This is a genomic window from Bordetella sp. 15P40C-2, from assembly GCF_009763235.1.
Taxonomy (GTDB): Bacteria; Pseudomonadota; Gammaproteobacteria; order Burkholderiales; family Burkholderiaceae_B; genus Bordetella_A.
Map to the genome: position 1 here is coordinate 36,962 of NZ_WSJA01000037.1, position 23,236 is coordinate 60,197.

General features: G+C 58.5%; 20 protein-coding genes and 1 tRNA gene. 8 read left to right on the forward strand and 13 right to left on the reverse strand.

Annotation, left to right across the window (positions count from 1 at the left end; genetic code table 11):
• Positions 1 to 66: 66 nt before the first annotated feature.
• Complete coding sequence (locus GOQ25_RS15595) at positions 67 to 648, reverse strand: nitroreductase (RefSeq protein WP_160351400.1); 582 nt, start codon at positions 646 to 648, stop codon at positions 67 to 69.
• An 80-nt stretch (positions 649 to 728) separates the two neighbouring features.
• Entirely contained in the window at positions 729 to 1,163 is a 435-nt protein-coding gene (gene cadR, locus GOQ25_RS15600) for a Cd(II)/Pb(II)-responsive transcriptional regulator (RefSeq protein WP_160351401.1), read from the reverse strand.
• 118 nt (positions 1,164 to 1,281) lie between these two features.
• Here cadR and GOQ25_RS15605 point away from each other — a divergent pair, with 118 nt between their 5' ends.
• Positions 1,282 to 3,675, forward strand: coding sequence for a heavy metal translocating P-type ATPase (locus GOQ25_RS15605; protein ID WP_202109501.1), 2,394 nt, complete (start codon positions 1,282 to 1,284; stop codon positions 3,673 to 3,675).
• A gap of 160 nt (positions 3,676 to 3,835) precedes the next feature.
• On the opposite strand, the gene GOQ25_RS15610 is transcribed toward GOQ25_RS15605, so the two are convergent.
• Entirely contained in the window at positions 3,836 to 4,045 is a 210-nt protein-coding gene (locus tag GOQ25_RS15610) for a cold-shock protein (protein WP_160351402.1), read from the reverse strand.
• Positions 4,046 to 4,707: 662 nt separating this feature from the next.
• Between GOQ25_RS15610 and GOQ25_RS15615 the strand changes: the two genes are divergently transcribed.
• Entirely contained in the window at positions 4,708 to 5,652 is a 945-nt protein-coding gene (locus tag GOQ25_RS15615) for a LysR family transcriptional regulator (protein ID WP_160351403.1), read from the forward strand.
• Here GOQ25_RS15615 and GOQ25_RS15620 read toward each other — a convergent pair.
• From GOQ25_RS15620 to GOQ25_RS15640, 5 genes are read right to left on the reverse strand one after another with little or no spacing between them, the layout of a single operon-like run.
• Entirely contained in the window at positions 5,649 to 7,193 is a 1,545-nt protein-coding gene (locus GOQ25_RS15620; RefSeq protein ID WP_160351404.1) for a M81 family metallopeptidase, read from the reverse strand. The genes GOQ25_RS15615 and GOQ25_RS15620 overlap by 4 nt on opposite strands.
• A 16-nt stretch (positions 7,194 to 7,209) precedes the next feature.
• Complete coding sequence (locus GOQ25_RS15625) at positions 7,210 to 8,802, reverse strand: ABC transporter substrate-binding protein (RefSeq protein ID WP_160351405.1); 1,593 nt, start codon at positions 8,800 to 8,802, stop codon at positions 7,210 to 7,212.
• Positions 8,803 to 8,831: 29 nt separating this feature from the next.
• Positions 8,832 to 10,676, reverse strand: coding sequence for a dipeptide ABC transporter ATP-binding protein (locus GOQ25_RS15630; protein ID WP_160351406.1), 1,845 nt, complete (start codon positions 10,674 to 10,676; stop codon positions 8,832 to 8,834).
• A gap of 2 nt (positions 10,677 to 10,678) precedes the next feature.
• Entirely contained in the window at positions 10,679 to 11,512 is an 834-nt protein-coding gene (locus tag GOQ25_RS15635) for an ABC transporter permease (protein WP_160351407.1), read from the reverse strand.
• Positions 11,512 to 12,453 (reverse strand): ABC transporter permease, encoded by a 942-nt coding sequence (locus GOQ25_RS15640; protein ID WP_160351408.1) that lies wholly within the window; start codon positions 12,451 to 12,453, stop codon positions 11,512 to 11,514. The genes GOQ25_RS15635 and GOQ25_RS15640 overlap by 1 nt, the downstream gene beginning before the upstream one ends.
• Positions 12,454 to 12,901: 448 nt before the next feature.
• Here GOQ25_RS15640 and xth point away from each other — a divergent pair, with 448 nt between their 5' ends.
• On the forward strand, positions 12,902 to 13,684 hold the full coding sequence (gene xth, locus GOQ25_RS15645; RefSeq protein ID WP_160351409.1) for an exodeoxyribonuclease III: 783 nt from the start codon (positions 12,902 to 12,904) through the stop codon (positions 13,682 to 13,684).
• Between the two features lie 44 nt (positions 13,685 to 13,728).
• Positions 13,729 to 13,804 (forward strand) — tRNA-Ala (locus GOQ25_RS15650).
• Between the two features lie 65 nt (positions 13,805 to 13,869).
• On the opposite strand, the gene GOQ25_RS15655 is transcribed toward GOQ25_RS15650, so the two are convergent.
• A complete protein-coding gene (locus GOQ25_RS15655; protein WP_236844613.1) occupies positions 13,870 to 14,535 on the reverse strand; it encodes an RluA family pseudouridine synthase in 666 nt (221 codons plus the stop codon).
• 239 nt (positions 14,536 to 14,774) lie between these two features.
• On the opposite strand from GOQ25_RS15655, the gene GOQ25_RS19420 reads away from it, so the two are divergent.
• From GOQ25_RS19420 to GOQ25_RS15670, 4 genes are all read left to right on the forward strand, one after another.
• Positions 14,775 to 14,942, forward strand: coding sequence for a hypothetical protein (locus tag GOQ25_RS19420; protein WP_202109502.1), 168 nt, complete (start codon positions 14,775 to 14,777; stop codon positions 14,940 to 14,942).
• Between the two features lie 408 nt (positions 14,943 to 15,350).
• Positions 15,351 to 16,358 carry a tripartite tricarboxylate transporter substrate binding protein gene (locus tag GOQ25_RS15660; RefSeq protein ID WP_160351410.1) on the forward strand — a complete coding sequence of 336 codons (1,008 nt, stop codon included), beginning with the start codon at positions 15,351 to 15,353 and terminating at the stop codon, positions 16,356 to 16,358.
• A gap of 8 nt (positions 16,359 to 16,366) precedes the next feature.
• Complete coding sequence (locus tag GOQ25_RS15665; protein ID WP_160351411.1) at positions 16,367 to 17,803, forward strand: amidase; 1,437 nt, start codon at positions 16,367 to 16,369, stop codon at positions 17,801 to 17,803.
• 237 nt (positions 17,804 to 18,040) lie between these two features.
• A complete protein-coding gene (locus tag GOQ25_RS15670; RefSeq protein ID WP_160351412.1) occupies positions 18,041 to 18,238 on the forward strand; it encodes a hypothetical protein in 198 nt (65 codons plus the stop codon).
• 35 nt (positions 18,239 to 18,273) lie between these two features.
• On the opposite strand, the gene GOQ25_RS15675 is transcribed toward GOQ25_RS15670, so the two are convergent.
• The 4 genes from GOQ25_RS15675 to GOQ25_RS15695 all read right to left on the reverse strand — a co-directional run bounded on the left by GOQ25_RS15675 (position 18,274) and on the right by GOQ25_RS15695 (position 23,222).
• The gene (locus GOQ25_RS15675; RefSeq protein ID WP_160351413.1) at positions 18,274 to 18,705 is read right to left on the reverse strand and encodes a GNAT family acetyltransferase; all 432 of its coding nucleotides are present in this window, start codon (positions 18,703 to 18,705) and stop codon (positions 18,274 to 18,276) included.
• A 259-nt stretch (positions 18,706 to 18,964) separates the two neighbouring features.
• Positions 18,965 to 20,269 (reverse strand): saccharopine dehydrogenase family protein, encoded by a 1,305-nt coding sequence (locus tag GOQ25_RS15680; RefSeq protein WP_160351414.1) that lies wholly within the window; start codon positions 20,267 to 20,269, stop codon positions 18,965 to 18,967.
• 42 nt (positions 20,270 to 20,311) lie between these two features.
• Positions 20,312 to 21,412, reverse strand: coding sequence for a carboxynorspermidine decarboxylase (locus GOQ25_RS15685; protein ID WP_160351415.1), 1,101 nt, complete (start codon positions 21,410 to 21,412; stop codon positions 20,312 to 20,314).
• A gap of 736 nt (positions 21,413 to 22,148) precedes the next feature.
• A complete protein-coding gene (locus tag GOQ25_RS15695; protein ID WP_160351416.1) occupies positions 22,149 to 23,222 on the reverse strand; it encodes a maleylacetate reductase in 1,074 nt (357 codons plus the stop codon).
• Between the last annotated feature and the right edge of the window lie 14 nt (positions 23,223 to 23,236).

A 23,236-nucleotide genomic window follows, 5' to 3' on the forward strand; every position in this document is an offset into this window, starting at 1 on the left:
CTTGATGCTGGCCTGCAGTCAGGCTTTACACCCTGACTGCAGGTCTCGCACGATACCCCTGAACGATTACTCGCCCGTCCATTCCGTGACGAATTGCCGGAAATCGGGACGTTCCACCGGCGGAATCGCGCATCCCGGCGTACCCACCGCCAAATATCCCAAGAAACGATACTCCAGCGGATCAAAGCCCAAGGCTTCTTGCACCTCTTCGAGGTACGTCCCCATGCCGGTGCTCCAGAACGCGCCGTAGCCGAGTGCGTGGACACCGTTCAAGATGTTCATGACGGCCGCGCCCGTGGCCAGCAGCTGTTCCTGCTCCGGCACCTTGGGGTTGTCGTGATGGATCTGATGAGCCAGACCAATGAACAGCGGCACCTCGCTCATCCACTGACGCACCGATTTTTCTTTTTCGGGAGTCATGCGCGGGTCGCCGCTACGCTTGACCGCGTCGAGCGCCAAATCGGCCAAGCGGCCGATAGCCTCGCCACGGATCAACACAAAGCGCCAGGGACGCAGCTTTCCATGGTCCGGCGCGCTCATCGCGGCTTGCAGGATCTCGTCCAGCTCTTCCTGCTTTGGCGCGGGCGCACGCAGGAACTTCATCGAGCGGCGCGAGGCCAACGCATGCAAAGGGGAAAAAGCAGTCATGGGCAAACCAATCTCATAAAAGTCATTCGAGAAACATTCTCATCATACTTGAGCGCCCCACTAAACCTCGCAGTTCCACCTCAGCCCAAATGGGTATGCCGCGTCGGCCGGTCATTGACCTCCATCTCTGACAGCCCATGCAGAATGCCACAGTCATCGGTATCAGCCCGTGCCGACAAACAGCGGCGACGTAGCTCCGTGAGCTGCGTCTTTAATTGAGTCAGCTCTTTGATTCGAACCTCTACGTGGGCAATATGCGCCTCGAAGAGTTCATTGATGGGTCCGCAGCCGGCTTGATGGTCGTCCGCCAACTGCAGAATGGTGCGGATTTCTTCATGCGTCATATCCAGTGCGCGGCAATTGCGAATCAAGCGCAGGCGCTCCAGATGCGCCGCGCCGTAACTGCGGTAGTTGCTGAGGGTACGCTCAGGCTCGGGCAGCAGGCCTTCTTTTTCGTAATAGCGCACGGTTTCGACGGTCGTGCCGGCGGTTTTGGCTAATTCACCGATTTTCATGGCGTTCTCCTCGAATCGCTGCGCGGCATGCCGCGAAATCTGGCAAGGGGGGTTGACCCTATAGTAACTCTAGGGTGTGAAATGCGCGCATTGTCACCACATCGCGGGATTCCGTCCTATGACTCTGCTGCGTAATCAAACCGATGGCCACGCGCATACCGACCACGCCCATGGCGAGCAGAATGGCCACGATCACTCGCATCATGACCACGAGGCATTGGACGCGCATGTCCGCGAGGGGCATCACCATGAACACGCCGACGGGCATGCCTGCGCCGGGCATCACCATGGTCACGCCCACGAACATGCGGAACAGGAATGCTGCACACCCTTCCCCTCGGCTGAAAACGCCACGCTGCGCGCCGGCCCCGGCCAGCAACTGACTCGTCTGCGCATCGGGCAAATGGATTGCCCTACCGAGGAGACCTTGATCCGCAGGAAGCTGGACAAACTGTCGGGGGTTCATGAGGTGCACTTCAACCTCATGCAGCGCATCCTGACCGTTGTGCACGACGATGGCGCGTTGGACCCCGTCGTTGCGGCGATCAAATCGCTGGACATGACGCCCGAGGTGCTATCCGACAAGGACGCCGACGGCCCTGCTCCGCAGGAAGCACCTTCGTCGCGTACCGGCATTCTGCTAGCCGTGGGCGGCGTATTGGCCGCGTTCTCGGAAGCCGCGCATTTTGCCAGTTTGCCCGTCGCCATCTCGGCTGTACTCGCCGTGGCCGCCATTTTGACTTGCGGTCTGGGCACCTACCGTAAAGGCTGGATCGCCCTGCGCAATGGCAATCTGAACATTAACGCGCTGATGAGCATTGCCGTGACCGGCGCGGTGCTGATTGGCCAGTGGCCCGAGGCGGCCATGGTCATGGTGCTATTCAATATCGCCGAGCTGATCGAAGCGCGCGCGCTGGATCGCGCCCGTAATGCGGTTCGCGACCTGCTAGCGTTGACGCCCCAGACCGCGACCACGCGTCAGCCTGACGGATCCTGGAAGACCGTACCGGTTTCCGAGCTGCGTATCGAGGACTGGGTCCGCGTGCGCCCCGGGGAACGCATCGCCGCCGATGGCGTTATCGCCGAGGGCATGTCCGCGATCGATCAATCGGCGATCACCGGGGAAAGTCTGCCCGTGGACAAGACGGTTGGCGACGTCGTGTACGCAGGGACGGTCAACACTACCGGCGCCTTCGACTACCGCGTCACTGCCGCCTCGGGGGACAGCACGCTGGCCCGGATTATCCATGCGGTCGAACAGGCGCAAGGCGCGCGGGCACCCACGCAACGATTCATCGACCGGTTCTCGCGGGTTTATACGCCAGTGGTTGTGCTGGTGGCGGTGCTGGTGGCCGTCGTGCCGCCCCTGCTATGGGGCCAGTCATGGATGGATGCGATCTACCGCGCGCTGGCACTGTTAATCATCGCGTGCCCCTGCGCTTTGGTGATCTCCACACCAGTCACCGTAGTCAGCGGACTGACGGCCGCTGCGCGTCGCGGCATTCTGATTAAAGGCGGGATTTACCTGGAACAAGGGCGCAAGCTGACCTGGCTGGCACTCGATAAAACGGGGACATTGACGCACGGCAAACCGGTGTGCACCGACTTTACCGATGGGCTGGCTGCCGACGGCGGTTCCTCCTTGGATGACGCGTTGAACGCTCCCGCCGCGCTCCTGGCAGCCGCTTTGGCCGCACGCTCCGATCACCCGGTCTCCAAAGCCGTCGCCCAAGCGTACACTGCGGGACGGGCAAATGTCGGCCTGCCGGAGGTTCAGGACTTTGCCGCCCTGCCCGGCCGGGGCGTACGGGGTCGTGTAGATGAACAGCAGCTGCATCTAGGCAATCTGCGCTTGATGCGCGAGCTGGGCGTAGACACGCCCGCTTTAAAGGCGCAGATCGAAGGCTATGAAGCCGAGGGCAAGACCGCGATCGCGCTGACCGATGGCGCACGGATACTCGCTGTCGCTGCCGTGGCCGATACGCTGAAAGCCAGCACCCGCGAAGCCATCACCGACCTGCACCGCCTCGGCGTACGCACGCTGATGCTGACGGGCGACAACAACCGCGCGGCACGCGCCATCGCCGAACAGGCGGGGATCGACGAGGCCCACGGGGAGCTCCTGCCCGAGGACAAACAACGTGCCGTCGAAGAGAAACTGAGCGATCGTGATCAAGTCGGCATGGTGGGCGATGGCATCAACGATGCGCCAGCGCTCGCGCGCGCCGATATCGGCTTCGCCATGGGTGCCGCCGGCACGGGCACTGCCATTGAAACGGCGGATGTGGCGCTGATGGATGACGACCTGCGAAAAATCGCACAGTTCGTGGGGCTGTCGCGCGCGACTCACCGCGTCCTGATGCAGAACATCGGCCTGGCGCTAGGTATCAAAGCCGTCTTCCTGGCTTTGGCTATTACCGGCCACGCCACGCTGTGGATGGCCGTCTTCGCGGATGTGGGCGCGAGCCTGCTGGTCGTGGCCAACGGCCTGCGTTTGCTGCGCATCCGGTAACACCGACGCCAGCGTTCGGTCTATGTGCCCAGTCCGCTGAGGCGGCACAAAGCTGGCATGAGCGTATCGAGGGTCAAAACAAAAAGGCCGGCCCTCTGTTTCAGAGGAACCGACCTCGCGTGCGGTGCTGCAGACGCCCGGTTACGGGCGCGCAGACTCTTTACAGCACGGTGATTTGCGTGGCGCAGGGGCCCTTGGCGCCCTGACCAGCCACAAACGACACTCGTTGGTTTTCTTCGAGAGACTTGTGGCCGCTGCCCTGAATTTCGCTGTAGTGCGCGAAGAGATCCTTACCGCCCTGCTCCGGCATGATAAAGCCAAAGCCTTTGTCGTTGTTGAACCACTTCACGATACCGATTTCTGTCTTCAATGTAGATCCTAGTAATAGTAGAGACAACGTGCCTCTACACGCACTATGTTCTACAACCGTAGCAAAGTATATGGATGTTACTAATTAACACAACTATGAATTCCACATTTCGGACTCGTCTTAACCCCGCCACCTTGACCCGATGCCACCATATGCCATAGATGAACGCATAGGAAGACCGGTAAAAAGCTTGGTACTGACCCTGGGAAATTGCAACAAAAGGGAACCACAACCGTTTTTCTACCACTCAGTGCGGCATTGGGTGCAATCGCGTTGTGCAGCGCCCTTGCTATCCGGAGACAGCATGACCACCTTGAATACCTCAGCTAACAGCCCTCACCAAAATGAGCCCTCGACGTCCGAACAGCCGCAGGACGTACATGCCCATCAAACTCAGAGTGCTCGCGACGATTTGGCATACGGGGGTGTGACGGTTTGGATCGGCAATAAGAGCATCACCCGTACGGTACCCTTGGAGCAATTCGGACAGCTGTATTCCGACCCACTCACGGCTCAGTTCGCGGACGCGAATGCAGAGCTGAGAGCCTCCCGATGGAGCGATGCTGCGCCAATGCGATGAAGCTCGCGACCGGCGGTTGATGCAGTCGAAGTAGTATTAGGCCCTGACCCATTGATCGCCCCCTGCTGTTGGCCCCGAGCTCATGCTAAACACCGCTTTACAGTATTTCTTGGAAGTCGTAGATACTGGTTCACTGACACGGGCGGCGCAGACCTTGCATGTCGCGCCCTCCGCTGTCAGCCGCATGATCCGTAAATTGGAAGAAGAACACCAGACGCTGTTGTTCGAGCGCCATGCTCGCGGCATGGTGTTGACAGAGGCAGGGCAACTGCTCAAAGCCTACGCGCGCCGTGCAACCCTGGAGTCGGAACGTGCCCGGGCAGAAATCCGTGAACTTAACAAAGTCGGGCAGAAGCTCATCCGAATTTCCGCCAACCAGGCATTCGGCCGCGAACTACTACCTCGGGTCATTGCCCGGTCACTCTCCATCGAACCCTCCCTGCGTTTTGAGCTGACCTGCCTGCAATCATTGGAGGTCAATCGCCGTGTGCGCGAGGGCGAAGACGATATCGGTGTCAGCTATAACCTTTCGCCCCCGCAAGGGGTCACGGTCCAATACGCCCGAAAAATGCCCGTCTTCGCCATCATGTCCCCTTCTCACCCCCTGGCGCAGCACAAAGTCCTGTCACTGAGCGACATAAAGGACTACCCCGTGGCGCTGATGGGGCCGGGAAGCACCATACGCTTCATGGTCGAACTCTGCTGCATGCATGAGAATATCAAGCTTAATGTGGCGCTCACCTGCAACAACCAAGAAGGCATTCACACCAGCTGTATGGACGGCGGGGCGATTGGCTTTTCCAGTGACCTGACGGTCCGGGGACTCACGGAACGGGGCGAGCTTGTCGCCGTTCCGTTATCTAACCCCAGCCTGCACCAACGCAATTGCCATATTCAAACCATGGCTGACCGCCATCTGCCCGTGAGCGTGGTTCGCTTCTTGAATTTGCTGCGCGAACACATGGAGGCGGCCTATAACCATCCTGCATGGCAGATGGCCGCTATCCAAAGCGATACGAATCGCTAGGCCATCACATCTGCTGCCCACGCAGGCTCATGCCAGACGGCGTCATCATCCAATGGCCATACTGGACGCGGCAGACGCTTGAAGGCGACCTGTTTCAAATTGGGCGTCGTTAATCCGGGACTATCGACGTCATGGATGCGTTCGTTCGGAAAGAACTCATCAAATCCGGCTCGATAGTGTCCACGGCTTTTGACGATCACATGCCCCGCTTGCGCAATGTCTATACCATGCATCTCCAGGATCGCTGGCTCGGCAAGCTGACGCCGCAGGGAGCCTACCACCACAAGCATCCCTGATTCGACCAACTGCAAAAGACAAGTGGGCCCCAATGAAAACCGCCGCCCTCGCAGGATGCCGCGCCTGCCCATGCCCTCGCCGTCCGTCAGTTTCAACACTCGGGCGCGCGACGTATAGCGCCCCGAATAAGCACTTTCCTCACGGTTGAACACCGCGTCAAACTCCGCGCCGACGCCCAACGCGCCCGCTTCGGCGACCAGGAGCGGATCGACGAAAACCCCAAGGACCACATTGGGGATACGTGCCTCGTCGAAGGCCTTCAACAGCCAGGAGGTATTGCCTCGGCCCCCGCCTCCGGGATTGTCAGCGACATCGGCGAACAACAGCGGCTCTGACGCCTCGCGCGCCAGGGCCACGGCGCGCTCGACATCGATGGTGTTGGCCACGTAGCGCCACCGGTCTGACCAACCTGCACGTGCCACACGAAGCGCCGCGCGACGCGCGGCATGCAAGTCCCCGCGTGACGTAACGGTGACAGTGACGCCGCATTTAGGCAGGTCGGAAAACACAAAGCCAGCGCAAACAGAAACGTTGGCGATGGGCCCCTCACCGCGCTTGTCGATCAAACTCGTACCCATCGTGACCATATCGGCGTAGGGACCGCTGGCTGTCGACAACGTGACCGAGGGAGGCGTCAACGGAAGCCGTATGTAGGCCGTTTCCATGCGCGTTCCGTCCAACATCTCGTGAATCAGGTCGGCTGCGTCAGCAGCACGCTCGCGCTGATCGACATGCGGATTGGTTCGGTAAGCGATCATCGCGTCCAGCGCATCTACCGTTTCCTCGGACACATTGCAGTGAAGGTCATGCGTCGCAACGATGGGCACGTCTGGCCCTACTATCCCGCGTAGACGTTGTGCCAAAACGCCTTCGGTATCGTCTACGCCATCCGCCGACGAGGCGCCATGATTGGCCACATACACGGCGTCCACTGGCATGGCGGCCCGCAGGCGCCGCTCAACCTCGGCCAGGAAAGTGGACCATACCTCAACAGAGGCAGGTCCTCCTGGAGGCGCGCCGACCACGATTAAAGGTGCAGGCCGCCATGGCCCGAGCTGATCCATGCGGGCATAGAATCCCGTCACTTCACTCGGCAAACGGCTCACGCCGCGCGCCAGTTCGGTAATCACGTCACCCTCTTCCCAACATTGGGCGCGAAAGTCTTCTTCTACCGAAAGCGGAGAAAAAGCGTTGGCCTCCAGATGAAAGCCTAGTACAGCCACTTTCGGTGTGTTGCTACGCATATGGACCTCCTTGTCCCTAGCTGTTGCGCACGGTGTAGAACAAGGACATCTGAGGCTGGAAGTCTTTCCATTCCTTGCGCAAAGCGCTTACGGGATAGCTCGCGCCTAGCGGGATATAGGGCACGTCCTCAAACACCTGCAACTGAATCTCGCGGCATATCTGCTTTTGCGTTTCCAAGTCCGGCGCATTAAACCAATCCAGCCGCAGTTTTTCGATGCGTTCGCTGGTTGGCCACCCGAACCAAGCTTGTTTACCATTGCCGCGCAGCGCCAGATGACCTGCAGGATCCAAGTTATTCGGGCCAGTGTTGCCCGTAAAGGCGACGCTCCAACCACCCGCGTCAGGGGGATCCTGGTTATTGCGGCGCTGTACAGCCGTGCCCCAATCCATCGTCTGCACGTCGACGTTAAACCCCAGCCGTTTGAACAGATCGGCAGTCACCAGCGCCGCGGCATGCCATGTGGGGAAATCCACCGGATCCAGCAGCACGACTTTTTCACCCTTATAACCGGCCGCCTTGATTGCTTCGCGCGCGCCAGCGATATCCCGCTTGCCGGTAAGCTTTTCCATGCCGGCATCGCTGTCCATGGGCGAGCCCGGCACAAAAACGCCGCACTTATCGCTCCAGTATTCTGGAAAATCAGCGCCGTTCATGGCCGTCATGTACTCGGTTTGGTTCACCGCACTGAGTACGGCTCGGCGAATCGCAGGATTGTCAAAGGGCGCGTGCAAGTGGTTCAGACGCATGACGCCAATCGTGGGCAGACTGCGCTTGACCAGATGGATGTTGGGGTCCGCCGTCAGAATGGGCAGAAAATCGTTGTCGACCATCTCGACACCATCGACTTCGCCTGCCTGTAGCGCGGCAATCGCCGTGGCACGATCAGGAATGATGTGCCAATGGACTTCGTTCACGTGTGCCACCTTGGGCCCAGCTGTGAACTCCGGCTTGCGATCATCCTCGCGTGGTACATAGCCAGCGAATTTTTCGTAGACCACGCGCGAGCCAGACATCCATTTTTCGGGCACGAACTTGAAGGGGCCGCTCCCCACCACCTCCTTGATGGCTGCCGTTTCGGACGTTTGCGCCAAACGCTCCGGCATGATGCAAGCCATATTGCCCGATTGACGTCCGAGCGCATTCAGAATGAGGGGAAAGGGTTTGCTCAGCTTGAATTCGATCGTCTTGTCGTCCAACGCCTTCAACGATTCCGTCGACTGCATCAAGGACCTTCCCATCAGATCTTTCTTGGCCCAACGCAGGATACTGGCTACGGCATCCTGCGCACGAACCGGTGATCCATCGTGAAACACCAAGCCGTCACGCAGCGTAAGCCGCCATAGCAAACCGTCGTTCTCGCTGACGTGACTGGCCACCATTTGCGGGCTGGGCTGGTAGTCGTTGTCCAGGCCATACAAGGTGTCGAAGACCAATTGGCCATGCTGTTGTGTGACTGCTGCCGTCGTGAACACCGGGTCCAGCAAGGTCAGGTCCGCTTGCGGCACCCACCGGAAAATGGGCTTGCCCGATTGTGCGAATGACATACCAGGCATTGCCCACGCAAACGCCGAGGCCGAAGAGGCCAAGAGGAAACTTCTACGATCCATTTCGATCTCCAGAACAAAAGGACAAACGCTCAGTACGCACCGCCAATACGGTGCCTCGCAACAAAATGACCTTCGCCGACCTGTACAAGGGGCTGCACCTCGGGCTCGTCGCCCACGGCACGCACAGGGCTCGGCAACTCGGTTAATTCCAGGCTGCCGCCGCGACGTGCGCCAGGATCGGCGATAGGCACCGCCTGCATCAGCTTGCGGGTATACGCATGCTGAGGATTCTCGAATATGGCCTGACGGGGGCCGATCTCGACGATCTGGCCCAAATACATGACGGCAACGCGATGGCTGATGCGTTCCACCACAGCCATGTCATGGGAGATAAACAGCAGGCTGATCCCGAGGTCGCGCTGCAGATCAATGAGCAGATTCACAATCTGCGCCTGGATAGAGACATCCAATGCGGACACGGATTCGTCAGCAATCAATACCTTAGGGTTCACCGACAATGCGCGAGCGATACAAATGCGCTGCCGTTGGCCACCCGAGAATTCGTGCGGCCAGCGGCGTAGCATCGACGCATCCAGCCCCACCCGCTCGAACAGCTCGGCCGCGCGACGGTCTGCCTCGGCCCCATGGTATAGGCCCTGGATGATCATCGGCTCTTTCACGCAATCGCCCACACGCATGCGCGGATTCAAGGACGCAAAAGGATCCTGGAATACGAACTGCATATGTCGGCGTAGCAGCCGCAGCCCAGCGGCATCGTCGGGATTGACTGCTCTGCCCTCAAAGACAATCGTGCCTCGCGTGGTTTTGGCCAAACGCAATAACGACCGACCGGTGGATGTTTTGCCGCAACCTGACTCACCCACCAATGCCAGCGTCTCACCCGCGTGCAGATCGAAGCTCACCTGTTCCACAGCATGAACGCGTTTCTTGACGCGTGCGAACATCCCGCCCCGCACGTCGAACCTAGTCGTGAGGTCGCGCACACTTAGCACGACGTCTGGTTTGGCCGCCACTGCAGGCGGCGGCTCTTTCTGTTCGGTATCCGACAACAGCGGAAACCGCGCGGGCAAGGTGGTTCCTCGCATCGCGCCCAGGCGCGGCACCGCAGCCATCAGCGCTTTCGTATAAGGATGCTTTGGGGCCTTGAACAAGCCATGGACATCATTGTTCTCGACCACATCCCCCTTGCGCATCACCATCACCCTGTCGGCGACTTCCGCGACAACGCCCATATCGTGGGTAATAAAAATGACCCCCATGTCCATTTCGTGCTGCAACTCACGAATAAGCTGCAGGATCTGCGCCTGAATCGTGACGTCCAGCGCGGTAGTGGGTTCATCCGCGATCAACAAGGTGGGCTTGCATGACAATGCCATGGCGATCATGACGCGTTGGCGCATGCCCCCAGACAACTCATGGGGATAGCGGCCCAACATGGCGCTGGCACCTGGGATTCGAACCTGATCCAAAATCCGGATGGCTTGCGCACGAGCCGTCGCCACATCGCCTGGCTGATGCAGTCGTATGGCTTCTATGATCTGCGCCCCTACCGTGAACACGGGATTCAACGAGGTCATGGGCTCCTGGAAAATCATGCCAAGATCATTGCCCCGCATGGCCCGCATACTGTCTTCCGACGCAGCCACGATATCCACGGCCTCGCCCGAAGCACGATGAAGCGTTATGCGACCGCTTTCGATGCGCCCGCCACCAAACTCCACCAAGCGCATCACTGCCAAGGACGTGACCGACTTTCCGGAGCCGGATTCGCCCACGATAGCCAAGGTTTCGCCACGATCCACGTGCAAGTCGAGCGACTTAACGGCGCGGAAGGTGTTTTCGCCAGAGCCGAAGGCGACCGACAAGCCCTCGACTTCGAGGACGCGTCGGTTTTTTGAGGTACGTGCATCCATCGTCAAATCCTTTTGGCCATGCGCGGATCGACCGCGTCACGCAGTCCGTCGCCCAGCATGTTGATAGCGAGGATCGTGATTGAAAGGAATATCGCTGGGAAAGCGATCAAGTGCGGCTTGATCTGCCACAGCGCACGGCCCTCAGCCATGATGTTGCCCCACGAAGGAAGCGAAGGCGGGACGCCCGCGCCAATAAACGACAGACTGGCTTCAGCCAAAATAGCCACGCCGCAGATATAGGTCGCCTGCACCATCAACGCCGCCAAGGTGTTCGGAAAGATATGGCGCGACACGATACGCAGCCGGCTCGCTCCGGCGGCTACCGCAGCCTCTACGTAAGGCTGCTCACGCAACGACAGCACCAATCCCCGCACTAACCGTACGACACGCGGGACTTCCGCGATCGTGATCGCGATGATCACGTTCTGCAACGACGCGCGGGTGAGCGCGATCAAGGCAATCGCCAACAGAATGGTAGGGATGGACATGAGTCCGTCCATGATCCGCATCACCACGGCATCGACCCACCGTACGAATCCCGCTGCCAAGCCAATGACGACACCAATCAAAGTTGATAGCGCCGCGACCGTGAATCCGACGAACAACGATATGCGCGCGCCATAGATCACGCGAGAGTACACATCACGCCCCAGCAAATCGGTGCCGAACCAGAACTGTGCACTGGGCGCCCTGGTGCGATGAATGGGTGATAGCGCCGTGGGATCTACCGTCGCCAGATAAGGCGCAAAAATCGCGATGAAAAAGAGCCCTAATAGCAGCAGACCACCAACGGCTGTGGTCGGATGCCGCTTCAAGAAACCGATTAACGTATTCATTAGTACTTGATCCTCGGATCGAAGGCGCGATACAGCAGGTCGACCAGCAGGTTGACCAATACGTACATAAAACTGAAGAGCAAAATGACGCCCTGGATGATCGGGTAGTCGCGCCGCAGAATAGCGTCGACCACCAGTCGCCCCAGCCCTGGGATAGAAAACACGGTTTCGATCACCACCGTGCCGCTGATCAATAACGCCACCCCACTGCCGATAACCGTGACGATGGGGACGGCGGCATTCTTCAATGCATGGCGAAAGAGCAGCCCGCGATTGTTCACCCCTTTCGCACGAGCGGTGCGAACATAGTCTTGGCTCAAGGTTTCCAACAGCGTGGCGCGCGTGATTCGAGTGATCAAAGCGACATAAACACTACCTAACGCTAACGCCGGTAAGACCAAAGTGTGTATGGAGGCCCAGAATCCTTGCGATAGCGGAACATAGCCCTGCACAGGGAACCATCGCAGCTGCAGTCCGAAATACCAGGCCAGCAAGTAACCCACGGCAAACGAAGGCACGGAGAAACTGAACACTGCCAGGACCATGATGGTGCGATCCTGCAGGCGGTTGTGCTTCCATGCCGCCAAGGCGCCGATCGGAATAGCGATGACAACGGAAACGATCAAGGTCATCACCATCAGCGAGAACGTCGGCGCAAGCCGCTGGCTGATCATGTGTTGCACCGGCTGACCGGTGAACAAGGAGACGCCCAAATCTCCGTGCAGCACGTTCCAGCTCCAGACGCCAAAGCGTTGCATGAACGGTTGATCTAAGCCCAATGTGGCTCGGATGCGCAGAATGTCTTCTGGCGTCGCATCTTCTCCCGCCAGCAAGGCAGCAGGGTCACCTGGTGCCAAGTCCAGCAAGCCGAACACAAATAGCGCAACGACCAGCATGACCGGAAAAGTCATCAGAAGCCGTCGCAATGCGTACGAAAGCATTGTTTTCCTTTTTTCTAGTCGAGGCGCGGCAGAAGAACCTCCTGACGGCCACCCGAATTGCCCTACCACCCGACGTGGAGCGAGTCGCCAGGTATTCTAGGTAGGCGAAGAGCGTTCAATCCATATCAATATTTCTCAGACATCGTTGCCTTTATTGGAAGCCTGCCGCAAAGCGTTAACCTGATTGGTTTTGGGGCCGGGCGACGCCTTGCAGGCCTAGGGAATTCCCCGACTCTGCGACGACGCAAAGGACGCTGGCTAACTTCGTTTTTTGGCTTAGGCGGGGTTCCTGGCCTGAGACCGAGAATGATTCTGTCTTGCGGGGTATCATCCCCTCTTCACTTGGTCCACCGTATCCATGACGGAGCGGCGTCTGGCCATCGAGTCGCCCGTCGGACCCACTGCGTCAGACATCACGCCAATTCGCGGATAAAAGAAGAATGCACGAATGAAGTTAGCCACCTGGAACGTCAACTCTCTGAAGGTTCGCCTGCCCCAAGTTCTCGATTGGTTGTCGGCCAATCCGGTCGATGCGCTCTGTCTGCAAGAGTTAAAGCTGACGGATGACAAATTTCCATTGGATGCTTTTACCGAGCTGGGTTATCAGGCCGTCTGGGCAGGCCAGAAGACCTATAACGGCGTCGCGATCATCTCGCGCGAGACGGGTTCGGCGATGGTGCGCAACATCCCGACCATGGACGACCCGCAACAGCGCCTGCTGGCCATCACCCTGCCCGCCCCGGGTGGCGATGTACGCGTGATCTGCGCCTATTGCCCGAATGGTCAGTCGCTGAATTCCGAGAAGTATCCCTACAAACTGGAATGGTTCCGCCATTTACGCGATTGGGTCGCCGAGGAACTCAAGAGCTATCCGCGGCTGGCATTGCTGGGCGATTACAACATCGCCCCTGCCGATGAGGATGTCCATAACCCTGAGAAATGGGAAGGACAGGTGCTGGTGTCCGAGCCCGAGCGAGCAGCATTTCGCGCGTTGATCGATCTGGGGCTGACGGATTCCTTCCGCAAATTCGAGCAGCCGGAGAAGTCTTTTTCCTGGTGGGATTACCGACAGTTCGCTTTCCGCCGCAATGCGGGGCTGCGGATTGACCACATTCTGCTGTCTGAACCACTGACCAAGCAATGCACGGCATGCGTGATTGATAAGGGGCCGCGCGGCAATGAGCAGCCCTCGGATCATGCGCCGGTCATTGCGACACTGAATCTGGAATGACGCTTCAAATGCCGCAGCGAAATGTGATATATTTTCGGTCTATCGGGGCGGTAGCTCAGCTGGGAGAGCGTCGCGTTCGCAATGCGAAGGTCGGGAGTTCGATCCTCCTCCGCTCCACCAAGATTCCCGGTTAAAACAAGGCACGACGTCTGACGATATCGTGCCTTGTTTTGCATTTTGCGGCGCTAAGGCAATCTGCCCGGGCTCGCCTGATCAATGACCGCATCCTGACAGCAAAACCCTGCTGCATTGCTACGAATATGCAGGGTCTCGTCCGTACAGGGGTGTCGGAAGCGCAGTTCAGCAGCGTGTAGATGGAGTCGCTTGTCCAACGCTAGGACATGTGCGGGGGCATACAAGGGATCACCCACGAGAGGCAGCCCGACATGGGCCATGTGTACACGCAATTGATGCGAACGTCCGGTGATGGGCTCAAGCCATATCTTGGTACAGCCCGGTAGCGTACCGGCCTGGTCGGGATGGCGTTGGAAGCGCGTTTGACTCGGCTTGCCTACGGTGTAATCCACTTTTTGTAGAGGGCGACGCTCCCAATCGCAGATTAACGGTGCATCAATAAGGTGCCATGCGCCATCCGGTGCTTGCTCGACTTCGCCATAGACAGTAGCTATGTAGCGTTTAAAGATTTCACGCGCGGCAAAGGCATCGCCAAGACGGCGCTGCACTTCTTTCGAGCGTGCAAATATCAAGAGACCGGAGGTGGCCATGTCCAAACGGTGCACTACCAGCGCATCCGGCCAATACAGCAGTGCTCGATGCGTCAGGCAGTCTTGTTTGTCAGGCCCTTTGCCGGGTACGGAGAGAAGTCCTTCGGGCTTGTCGAGCACCAGCAAATGTTCGTCTTCGTAAAGACACGTGGGGCGAGGAAATGCCAGCAAAATGAGTTAGAAACTAGAGTGAACAGGCAGCCTCGATCATATCCACTAATCAAGAAGACCGCTGCCGTGTCAGCCATCAATCCGCGCAGACTCACGGTGGCGGAGGCCGCCTTGCCTTCGGCCTTCCGGTTGGCGAGAATAAATCCCGCGAATATGAAACAATAGGCCGCTTTATTCAAACTGGAGAAATTTCCATGGGCAACAAAATCGTTACTGAAGCCGACCGCAAGCGTACCCCCGCTCCCGTCGCTCCGAAGGGAGTGACCTTTACGACGCAAGGCCGCGGCCAGCGCGTGAGCCGCGAGCGTGGTTCGCACACCCACCACAAGAAAAACCCGGGCAAGCGCGCTCACTCGGGTTAATGTTGCGGTGGCCAGCCACCGGCATTCTTCCGCCCGACCGGCAGGGCCGCTGACCCTGCCCTTGGGTCTTACCCGCGAGTAGGACCGGGAGGGCTCCCCTACTTTATTCCTTCATGCCAAGAGTCCACCCGTGACGTCCGTTCCGGAATCTTGGGAATCTCGACATCTGAGTTGGACAATCGCCCTCTCGGCGATTAAATGGCCTGCGTGACGATGGCCTGAGCCGCTTGCCGCAAACTATGGCGGCGGACCATGTAAAGACCTGCAAGACCTCACTAGCTGACAGTCCTGAACGGACTGTACAGCGGGTTTTTATGCACTGCAAAATTTTGTGCATAATAGCGCCCCCTTATCGGATATAAACAAAGTGGTTCTCAAGCCACCTCCGGATCAACTCAAGAGGAACCTATGCGGTCAGCACCTTCCACCATCATCAAGAAACATTGCAATGCGCTCATCGCCGCCGGACTGGTCATGATCTCGTCCGTGCTCGCGCCAGCCGCTCAAGCCGCGGATTGGCCGGAGAAGACCGTGAGTATCGTTGTACCGTTCCCGGCCGGCGGCTCCACTGACGTGATCGGCCGTATGCTCGCCGAAGGCCTCGGCCGCCTGCATCCCGACACCAACGTGATAGTGGAAAACGTCCCCGGCGGCGCGACTCTGCCCTCGGTGTTCGCCACGATCAAGGGGGGTGAAAACGGCAACAAGATTCTGATGTCCGCCGAGACCAGCCTCTTTATCAACAAATACTCCTTCAAAAAGCCGCCCTACGACGCGGATGCCGATCTGGCCAGTGTGTCGTATCTGTATCGCACGCCGCATTCCCTCTCGGTTAACCCTAACTCCGAGTACAAGACCTTTGCCGACTTTGTCGAAGCCATCAAGAAGAACCCCGGCAAGATTTCCATTGCGGTCAACGTGATCGGTGGTTCGGCCCATTTGTCGTTGGAGCGTTGGAAGCAGGCGAACAATCTCGACTTCGAGATCGTGCCTTATAAAGGTGGCGTTCAAGCAGCCAGTGACTTGATGGGCGGCCATATTGATGCTCACGTCGATGTGCTGGGCAACACCTATCCGTTCGCCGTGGGCGGAAAAGTGAAACCTCTCGCCATTCTGCAAGACCTGAAAGTCAGCGAGTTTCCCGACGCCGTACCCCAACGTGAGGACAACCCGACCGATCTGACGGTGCCCTCTGTCCTGATCTTGACCGTCAACGGCAAGACCCCGAAAGCGACCATCGACAAGATTTACGAATCGATCAACAAGGTCGCGCAAGAAGAGGCGTTCGTGGAGAAGATGAAGACGCTTCAGTTTGAACTCATTGCCGCGACCCCTGAAGAAAGCGACAAGTTCCGAGACACCGCTTCGGGCGAGTTCAAGAAGATGTTCGAAATGTCCGGTTTGCCCCAGAACTAACGAAGCCAATGAAAACAGCAGAATTCAAAAAGCTTGACGGGCTGGACCTGTCGAATTTATTGGCGCAACGGCAAACCACGCCTTACGAGCTGATGCAGACCTCCATCGAGCTCGCCACGAAGCTCGATCAGGAATTCGATTTTCTGTGTCATGAGCAGTTCGACGAAAGCCTTGCACTGGCGCAGAACTGGGAAGAGCGCGGCGCATTTCGGGGCATCCCGTTCCTATTGAAGGACTCGGGCCTCGCATCACGGCGTTTTCCGTCGCATGTGGGCTCTGCCCTGTTCAAAGACAGCAAGTACGCGGTGGACTCGTTCCTGGCAGAGCGCTTCGAAAAGGCGGGCTTTATCGCCTACGCGCGCACCACGGTGCCCGAGTTGTGCATGGCGCCGACCACCGAAGCCACGGTGTATGGGAAAGTCACCAAGAATCCCTGGGATGTGACACGTTCGCCCGGGGGTTCCAGCGGTGGTGCCGCAGTCGCGGTCGCGACTGGCGTCGTGCCAGTGGCCCATGGCAGTGACGGCGGTGGTTCTATCCGTATTCCCGCTGCATGCTGCGGCATCTATGGATTCAAGGCGTCGCGGGGTGTGGTGCCCATGGGCCCACTGCGCGGCGAAGGATGGGGCGGCCTGGCGGTCGACGGCGTCCTGAGCCGCACGGTCAGAGACACGGCTGCTGCGATGGACGCCATTGGTGGCTATGCGCCGGGATCGCCCTATGCCGCGCCGGTATTCGAGCGGTCGTTCATGGACGCTGTGCAGCCCAAAGCGTTTCGCAAGCTACGCATCGGTGTGTGGCGCGAGACATTCGGCGGCGTCACGACCGATCCAGAGGTGTCCGCAGCCCTCGAAAAGACGGTGCAAATCTGCAAGGACCTGGGCCATGAAATCGTCGATCTGAATATTCCAGAATTCGACTATCAGAGCTACATCAAGGCACATACCAACGTTCTGGCGGGCAATATCGTAAATAGCGTCGAGGCAAAACTGCAGGCTAGCGGCCAGACCTTATCGACGTCGGATCTGGAACGTGCGATCTACACTGGCTACGAATATGGAAAAACCCTGTCTGCCCGCGACTATATCGAGGCGGTCAACACTTTCCATGCGGTCGGTCGCCTGATGTCTGGTTGGATGCAGTCCATCGATATCCTGATGACTCCGGCGCTGTGCAAGCTGCCGGCCAAACTGGGTGAACTATCCATGGACCGGGACTTCTGGGATCTCAGGAAGCGGGTGGGGAATTACTCTTGCTTCATGGCGATCATCAACGCCTCCGGACAGCCTGCGGCTGCCCTGCCTACCTATTGGACGGGCGAAGGGCTTCCCGTGGCAACGCAGATCATTGGTCACTTTGGCCAGGACGATGTGGTGCTACAGCTCTCCGCGGAAATCGAGTCGACCAAACATTGGCGTCCTTTCCACTATGAATACCAAGTCTGAGTGATCAGGCGAGGTTTCAGTGGCCGCCCTATTCCCAGACGGGCGCGAACACGTTCTTAGTACTCACGTACGTCACACCAAGTGAGTTAGTTGGCAATATCGGTCCGCAGGGACCGGTATTGCCGCTGCCACTGGTAAATCACCATATAAGCACTTGATCGGGATGCTCGACCATAAAGCAACCACGTGCGTCGTTTTTCGGCTATAAACTAGCCGAAATCCATTTATTGTGACGATATGAAAGTATTCAAGGTATTCCTGATTTGGCTTTTTGGCCTGTCCTGTGGCCTGTCGATCGCGAGCTGGTTGATCGCCAACGAACGGATCGGCGATGCCATTGTTTTTGTGTATTTTTCCAATGGCTTCGCTTTATTGGCGCTGGTCGCCTTGATGTATGTGCTGCTGAACAAAGCGTGGAAGCATACAAAGTTGTAGACCCGACGTAGCGTTTTCGTGCCTGGGATGGCTCATTAGTCTGGAATCAAACGCTTTCCCATGCTGATGACAGCATCTTGACCAAAGCCCAGGCTTTCGTAAAAGCTTTGCACGGCCAGGTTGTCTGAGCGGACTAACAGGTTGATTTTAGGGCAGCCCATTGCCAACAGCCTGGACTCTATTTCCCGCATCATTGCCGTGGCATAGCCGCGCCGCTGAAACGCGGGGGCCACGGCCAAATAGTTGACCCACCCGCGATGGCCGTCGTAGCCGCCCATGAGCGTTGCGACAATCGCGCCTTCTGCTTCGCCGACCAAGAACAGGTCCGGCTGTACGGTCAGTTTGCGCGCGACGTCCTTGGCGGGATCGTTCCAAGGCCGTGTCAGGCCGCAAGCACGCCACAGACCGACGACATCGGCTTCGTCCGAAGGCCGAAACGACTGGATGGTCAATGAAAAATCAGTCATGGTCATTCCTTGAACAAGAAATGAAGACCTTGCGATACACGGCGGTATGGGGAATCTGGCAAACAAAAGGCCACGTGTGTATCGTGGCCTTCCGGGAAGAGGCACCGACTCGGGGCGCCTGAATGTGACTTGCCACTCAACTTAGATGTCGAGGGCCTCGTCGGTGGGCTGCCAAGCAGGCGGTAGCGATTTTCGCGTGGGTCATATGGGAAGAATACCCCATACAACCCGCGCATGTCTGCTTGCATCTGCCTAACAATCAGGCAACCTGCACCAGTTCGCGTTCGTCAGCGTACTCGTCAAGCGCCTCGGAACCGAGCTCGACCGCCTGATTCCACGGCCGGTCGCCTTGTTCGTCTTTCACCCTGGTTGGCAAGCCCATTTTATCCAGCAAGTTCAACAACGGACGGGGCGGCAGTTCCTCCACATTCATCATGCGACGCGTGTCCCAGATACCCTGAGCGATAAGCATGGCCGCTGCGGCCGCGGGTACGCCAGCAGTGTAAGAAATGGCCTGGCTGCCGACTTCGCGGTAGCAGGCGGCGTGATCGCAGACGTTGTAGATCAACAGGTCTTTCTGGCGACCGTCCTTGATGCCGTGCACTTTGTTGCCGATGCACGTATAGCCCTGGTAGGTGGGTGCGAGCGATGCGGGATCCGGCAGCACGGCCTTGACGACTTGCAGCGGCACCACGGATTGACCATTAGGCAATTGAACGGGGTCGACGGACAGCAGGCCCAGCTGCTTGAGCACCGTGAAGACGTTGATGTAGTGATCGGAGAATCCCATCCAGAAACGGATATCGGGTACATCGAGCACGCTTGATAGTGAGTGCAGCTCGTCGTGGCCGGTCAGGTAGGTGGTCTGCTGGCCCACGACGGGCAGGTTCCACTCTTGGCGCACCTCGAACATCGAATTGGCTTTCCACTGACGATTTTGCCAAGACCAGACCGTGGCGATGAATTCACGGAAATTGATCTCGGGATCGAAGTTGGTGGCAAAGTAGCGGCCGTGCGAGCCGGCGTTGGTATCGATGATATCGATGGACGAAATCTTGTCGAAATAGTCATCGGCTGCCAGGCGCGCGTACGCGTTGACGACGCCGGGATCAAACCCGATGCCCAAGACCGCGGTGACGCCGGCGTCGGCGCATTCCTGACGGCGTTTCCATTCATAGTTGGCGTACCAGGGCGGCTGCTCGCATACCTTGGCGGGGTCTTCATGAATGGCAGTGTCGATGTAAGCCGCGCCCGTGTCGATGCAGGCGGAAAGCACCGACATATTCAGAAATGCCGACCCGACGTTGACCACGATCTGAGCGCCAGTGTCACGGATCAACTGCGAGGTGGCCCGGATGTCCAGCGCATCCAGGGCGTGGGCATTCAGTATCCCGGGCTGCTGCATGCTGCCTTTTTCATGCACGGACTGGATGATAGCGCGACATTTTTCCACGGTGCGCGAAGCGATATGGATATCGCCCAGCAAAACATTGTTCTGCGCGCATTTGTGGGCCACGACATTGGCGACGCCGCCGGCTCCGATGATGAGGACATTTCTTTTCATCTTTCGCACTCCCTTTGCAACCAGTTAATGAGTCAGGCCGGCCTAGCCGCCTAAGCTGTCGACGTAATCCTGATAGGTAAATGAACGCGCGAGGCGCACGGTTCCATCCAGTTCCTTGACGGCGATGGATGGCATGGAAAGGCCGTTGAACCAGTTCTTTTTAACCATCGTGTAGCCCGCCGCGTCGCGGATGGACACGCGCGAGCCGGGTTCGAGCGGCTCCGGGAAGTCAAACTCGCCAAAGACATCGCCCGCGAGGCAGGTCTTGCCACAGATCATGTAGCGATGCGGACCGGCATTGGGTTCAACGCGTGCGTTGAGGCGATAGATCAGCAGGTCCAGCATATGCGGCTCGGTGCCGCTATCGACGACGGCGATGTTCTTGCCGTTGTGCAGAGTGTCCAGCACGGTGACTTCGAGCGATGCGCTGTTTTGAACGACGGCCTCGCCGGGTTCGAGATAGACCTGTACATCGTAGCGTTCAGCGAAGGCACGCAGGCGCTGAGCCAAGGCGTCCAGCGGGTAGCCAGGGGCGGTGAAGTGTATGCCACCGCCCAGGCTGACCCATTTAACACGCTGCAAAAAGCGTCCGAAGCGCTCTTCGGCCTGCGTGAGCAGCTCGTCAAAACGCTCGAAGCTGGCGTTCTCGCAGTTGTTATGGATCATGAATCCGTCGAGCTGATCCACGACGGACGCGATTCGCTTGACGTCCCACTCGCCCAGACGGCTGAATGGCCGGGCGGGATCCGCGAGGTCGTAGGTGGACGAGCTGACTTGCGGATTCAGACGCAGGCCGCGCGGGATGCCGGCTGCCTGCGAGGCGTAGCGCTCGAACTGCGAAATGGAGTTGAAGATGATCTTGTCGGCATTGGACACTGCCTCGGCAATCTCGTGATCGGCCCAGGCGACGCTATAGGCGTGGGTTTCGCCACCGAACTTCTCGCGTCCAAGCTTGAGCTCAAAGAGCGACGAAGACGTGGTGCCATCGAGATATTCGCGCATCAAGTCAAATACCGGCCAAGTGGCAAAGCACTTTAACGCCAGCAAGATGTTGGCGCCGGATAACTCGCGTAGTCGGGCTGCCTTGCGCAGATTTTCCTGCAAAGCAGTCTTATCGATAAGGTAGTACGGGGTCTGGATCATGACGTAAGCAATTCGATGCGAAAGCAACCTCCGCTCGCGCGCAAAGCCCGCGATGGGCGTCGATTGTCGTGGTGATCAGAAAATGGCCGCGCACGCCGGAAACACGCAGCAAATCGCATTGCTGCGTCGTGACCGCATGCTCGAAGCCTCGAGCGCTGGACTTAGCTCGGCATTCGGCCGCTATACATCTGTATCTGCACAGCGTGCGGCAGAACGAATTTTTGCTGTCGTGCGTTGGATAAGGTCGCAAGCAAACCCACTATGCGGCGGGCGATAGTGTGGATGGCGCGAACAATATGGTGTCGCTCTGAGCGACAAATGCGATCTTCCGTTTGGGAGGTGTTCAGAGCAACTGAGACGATCCCCAATTGGAAGAGGGCGTCGATCGACATGGCGTCCTCTCCAACCAGCAGACTAAAAACAATAACATCGTGTATCGCGATGCGAAGGGTAGTGTATCTTAGCAAACAGGTCGCTGCAACGGCGCCGCCCTCCCCGCCACCCGTCCACACCGAGCATACGTTCATTCTCCAAGCTCGCGCGTGATTTTTTCGGCCTCGCGTTTGAGCTCGGCATAGATGAATTTTCGACGTTCGGGGTCCATGCGCCCGTAGTGCGCGGCGATGCTCAGCGCGGGCATTGACCCGAGCCTGGATAGCACTGCGCGACTATAACCATCAGGACACGCTCGCGAGAGCCGGGCTGATCAGCCGACCGTCGCGAGCCGCTGTCGGGGCTATACAGATAGATCCGGTGGGGCGCCCTCGTAGGCGGCTTGCAGCAAGGCAGACAAAGCATCACGTTGCATCGGCCGCGGATTCCAGTACGGCTGTGCCATCACCAGATCCACTGCTTGATCTATCTGGTGGGATTGCAGGCCAATATCACGCAAAGCGCACGGTACGCCCAAATCGCCTACCAGTTTGTACAGGCTTGTCGCGGCAGGAGTCTGCGAATCTCCAAGGGCGCGCGCGATGCGGTCCATGGCCTGAGGTGCCGCTGCACTGTTGTATGCCATGGCATAGGGCAGGATGATCGCATGCGTTTGCGCGTGCGGCAGATTAAAAGTCCCGCCCAGGGTATGGCAGAGTTTGTGGTGCAGCGCCATGCCGACATTCCCCAAAACCGTCCCCGCGAGCCACGCACCATATAAACAGTCACTGCGTGCCAGACTGTCTAACGGTTGAGCCACAACGCGACGCAGACCTCGGGCCAGCGCACGAATCGACTCTTCTGCGAGAAGGCCCATGATCGGGTTACCGTCGCGCGCATACAGCCCCTCAGCGGCGTGCGCCATGGCATTGAGCCCACTGGCCGCAGCCAGCGCCGTGGGCAGACCCGCGCTCAAATCGGGGTCGTAGATGACCGAACGCGGCAGGACGCGGACATCTTTGCCCGTGGTTTTAATGCCGCCCTCCGTCATTCCGTAGATGGGTGTCATCTCTGAGCCAGCGTAGGTCGTCGGCACGGCGACGATAGGCAGACCACACTCCAGTGCTAAGCCCTTTGCCAAGCCCGTGGTCGAACCGCCGCCGATCGCAACCGTACAGTCGGCCGAGAGTCGCCGCGCGACCTCGGCTGCGTCACGCACGGTCGCGACGGGCACATGCATTTTGGCCTGGTCATACACCCCCACGCCACGGGCACCCAATAGCTGCAAAGCCAACTCCGCTATTGGGCGCTGATTCGGCGTGGACAACACCAACACACGGCTCCCGCTCAGTTGCTCGACTTCCGCCTCCAAGTGGCGCAGCGCGCCGGTGCCAAACACCACCCGGGCGGACTGTGCGGTATAGACAAATTCATGCATAGATACTGTCCTGT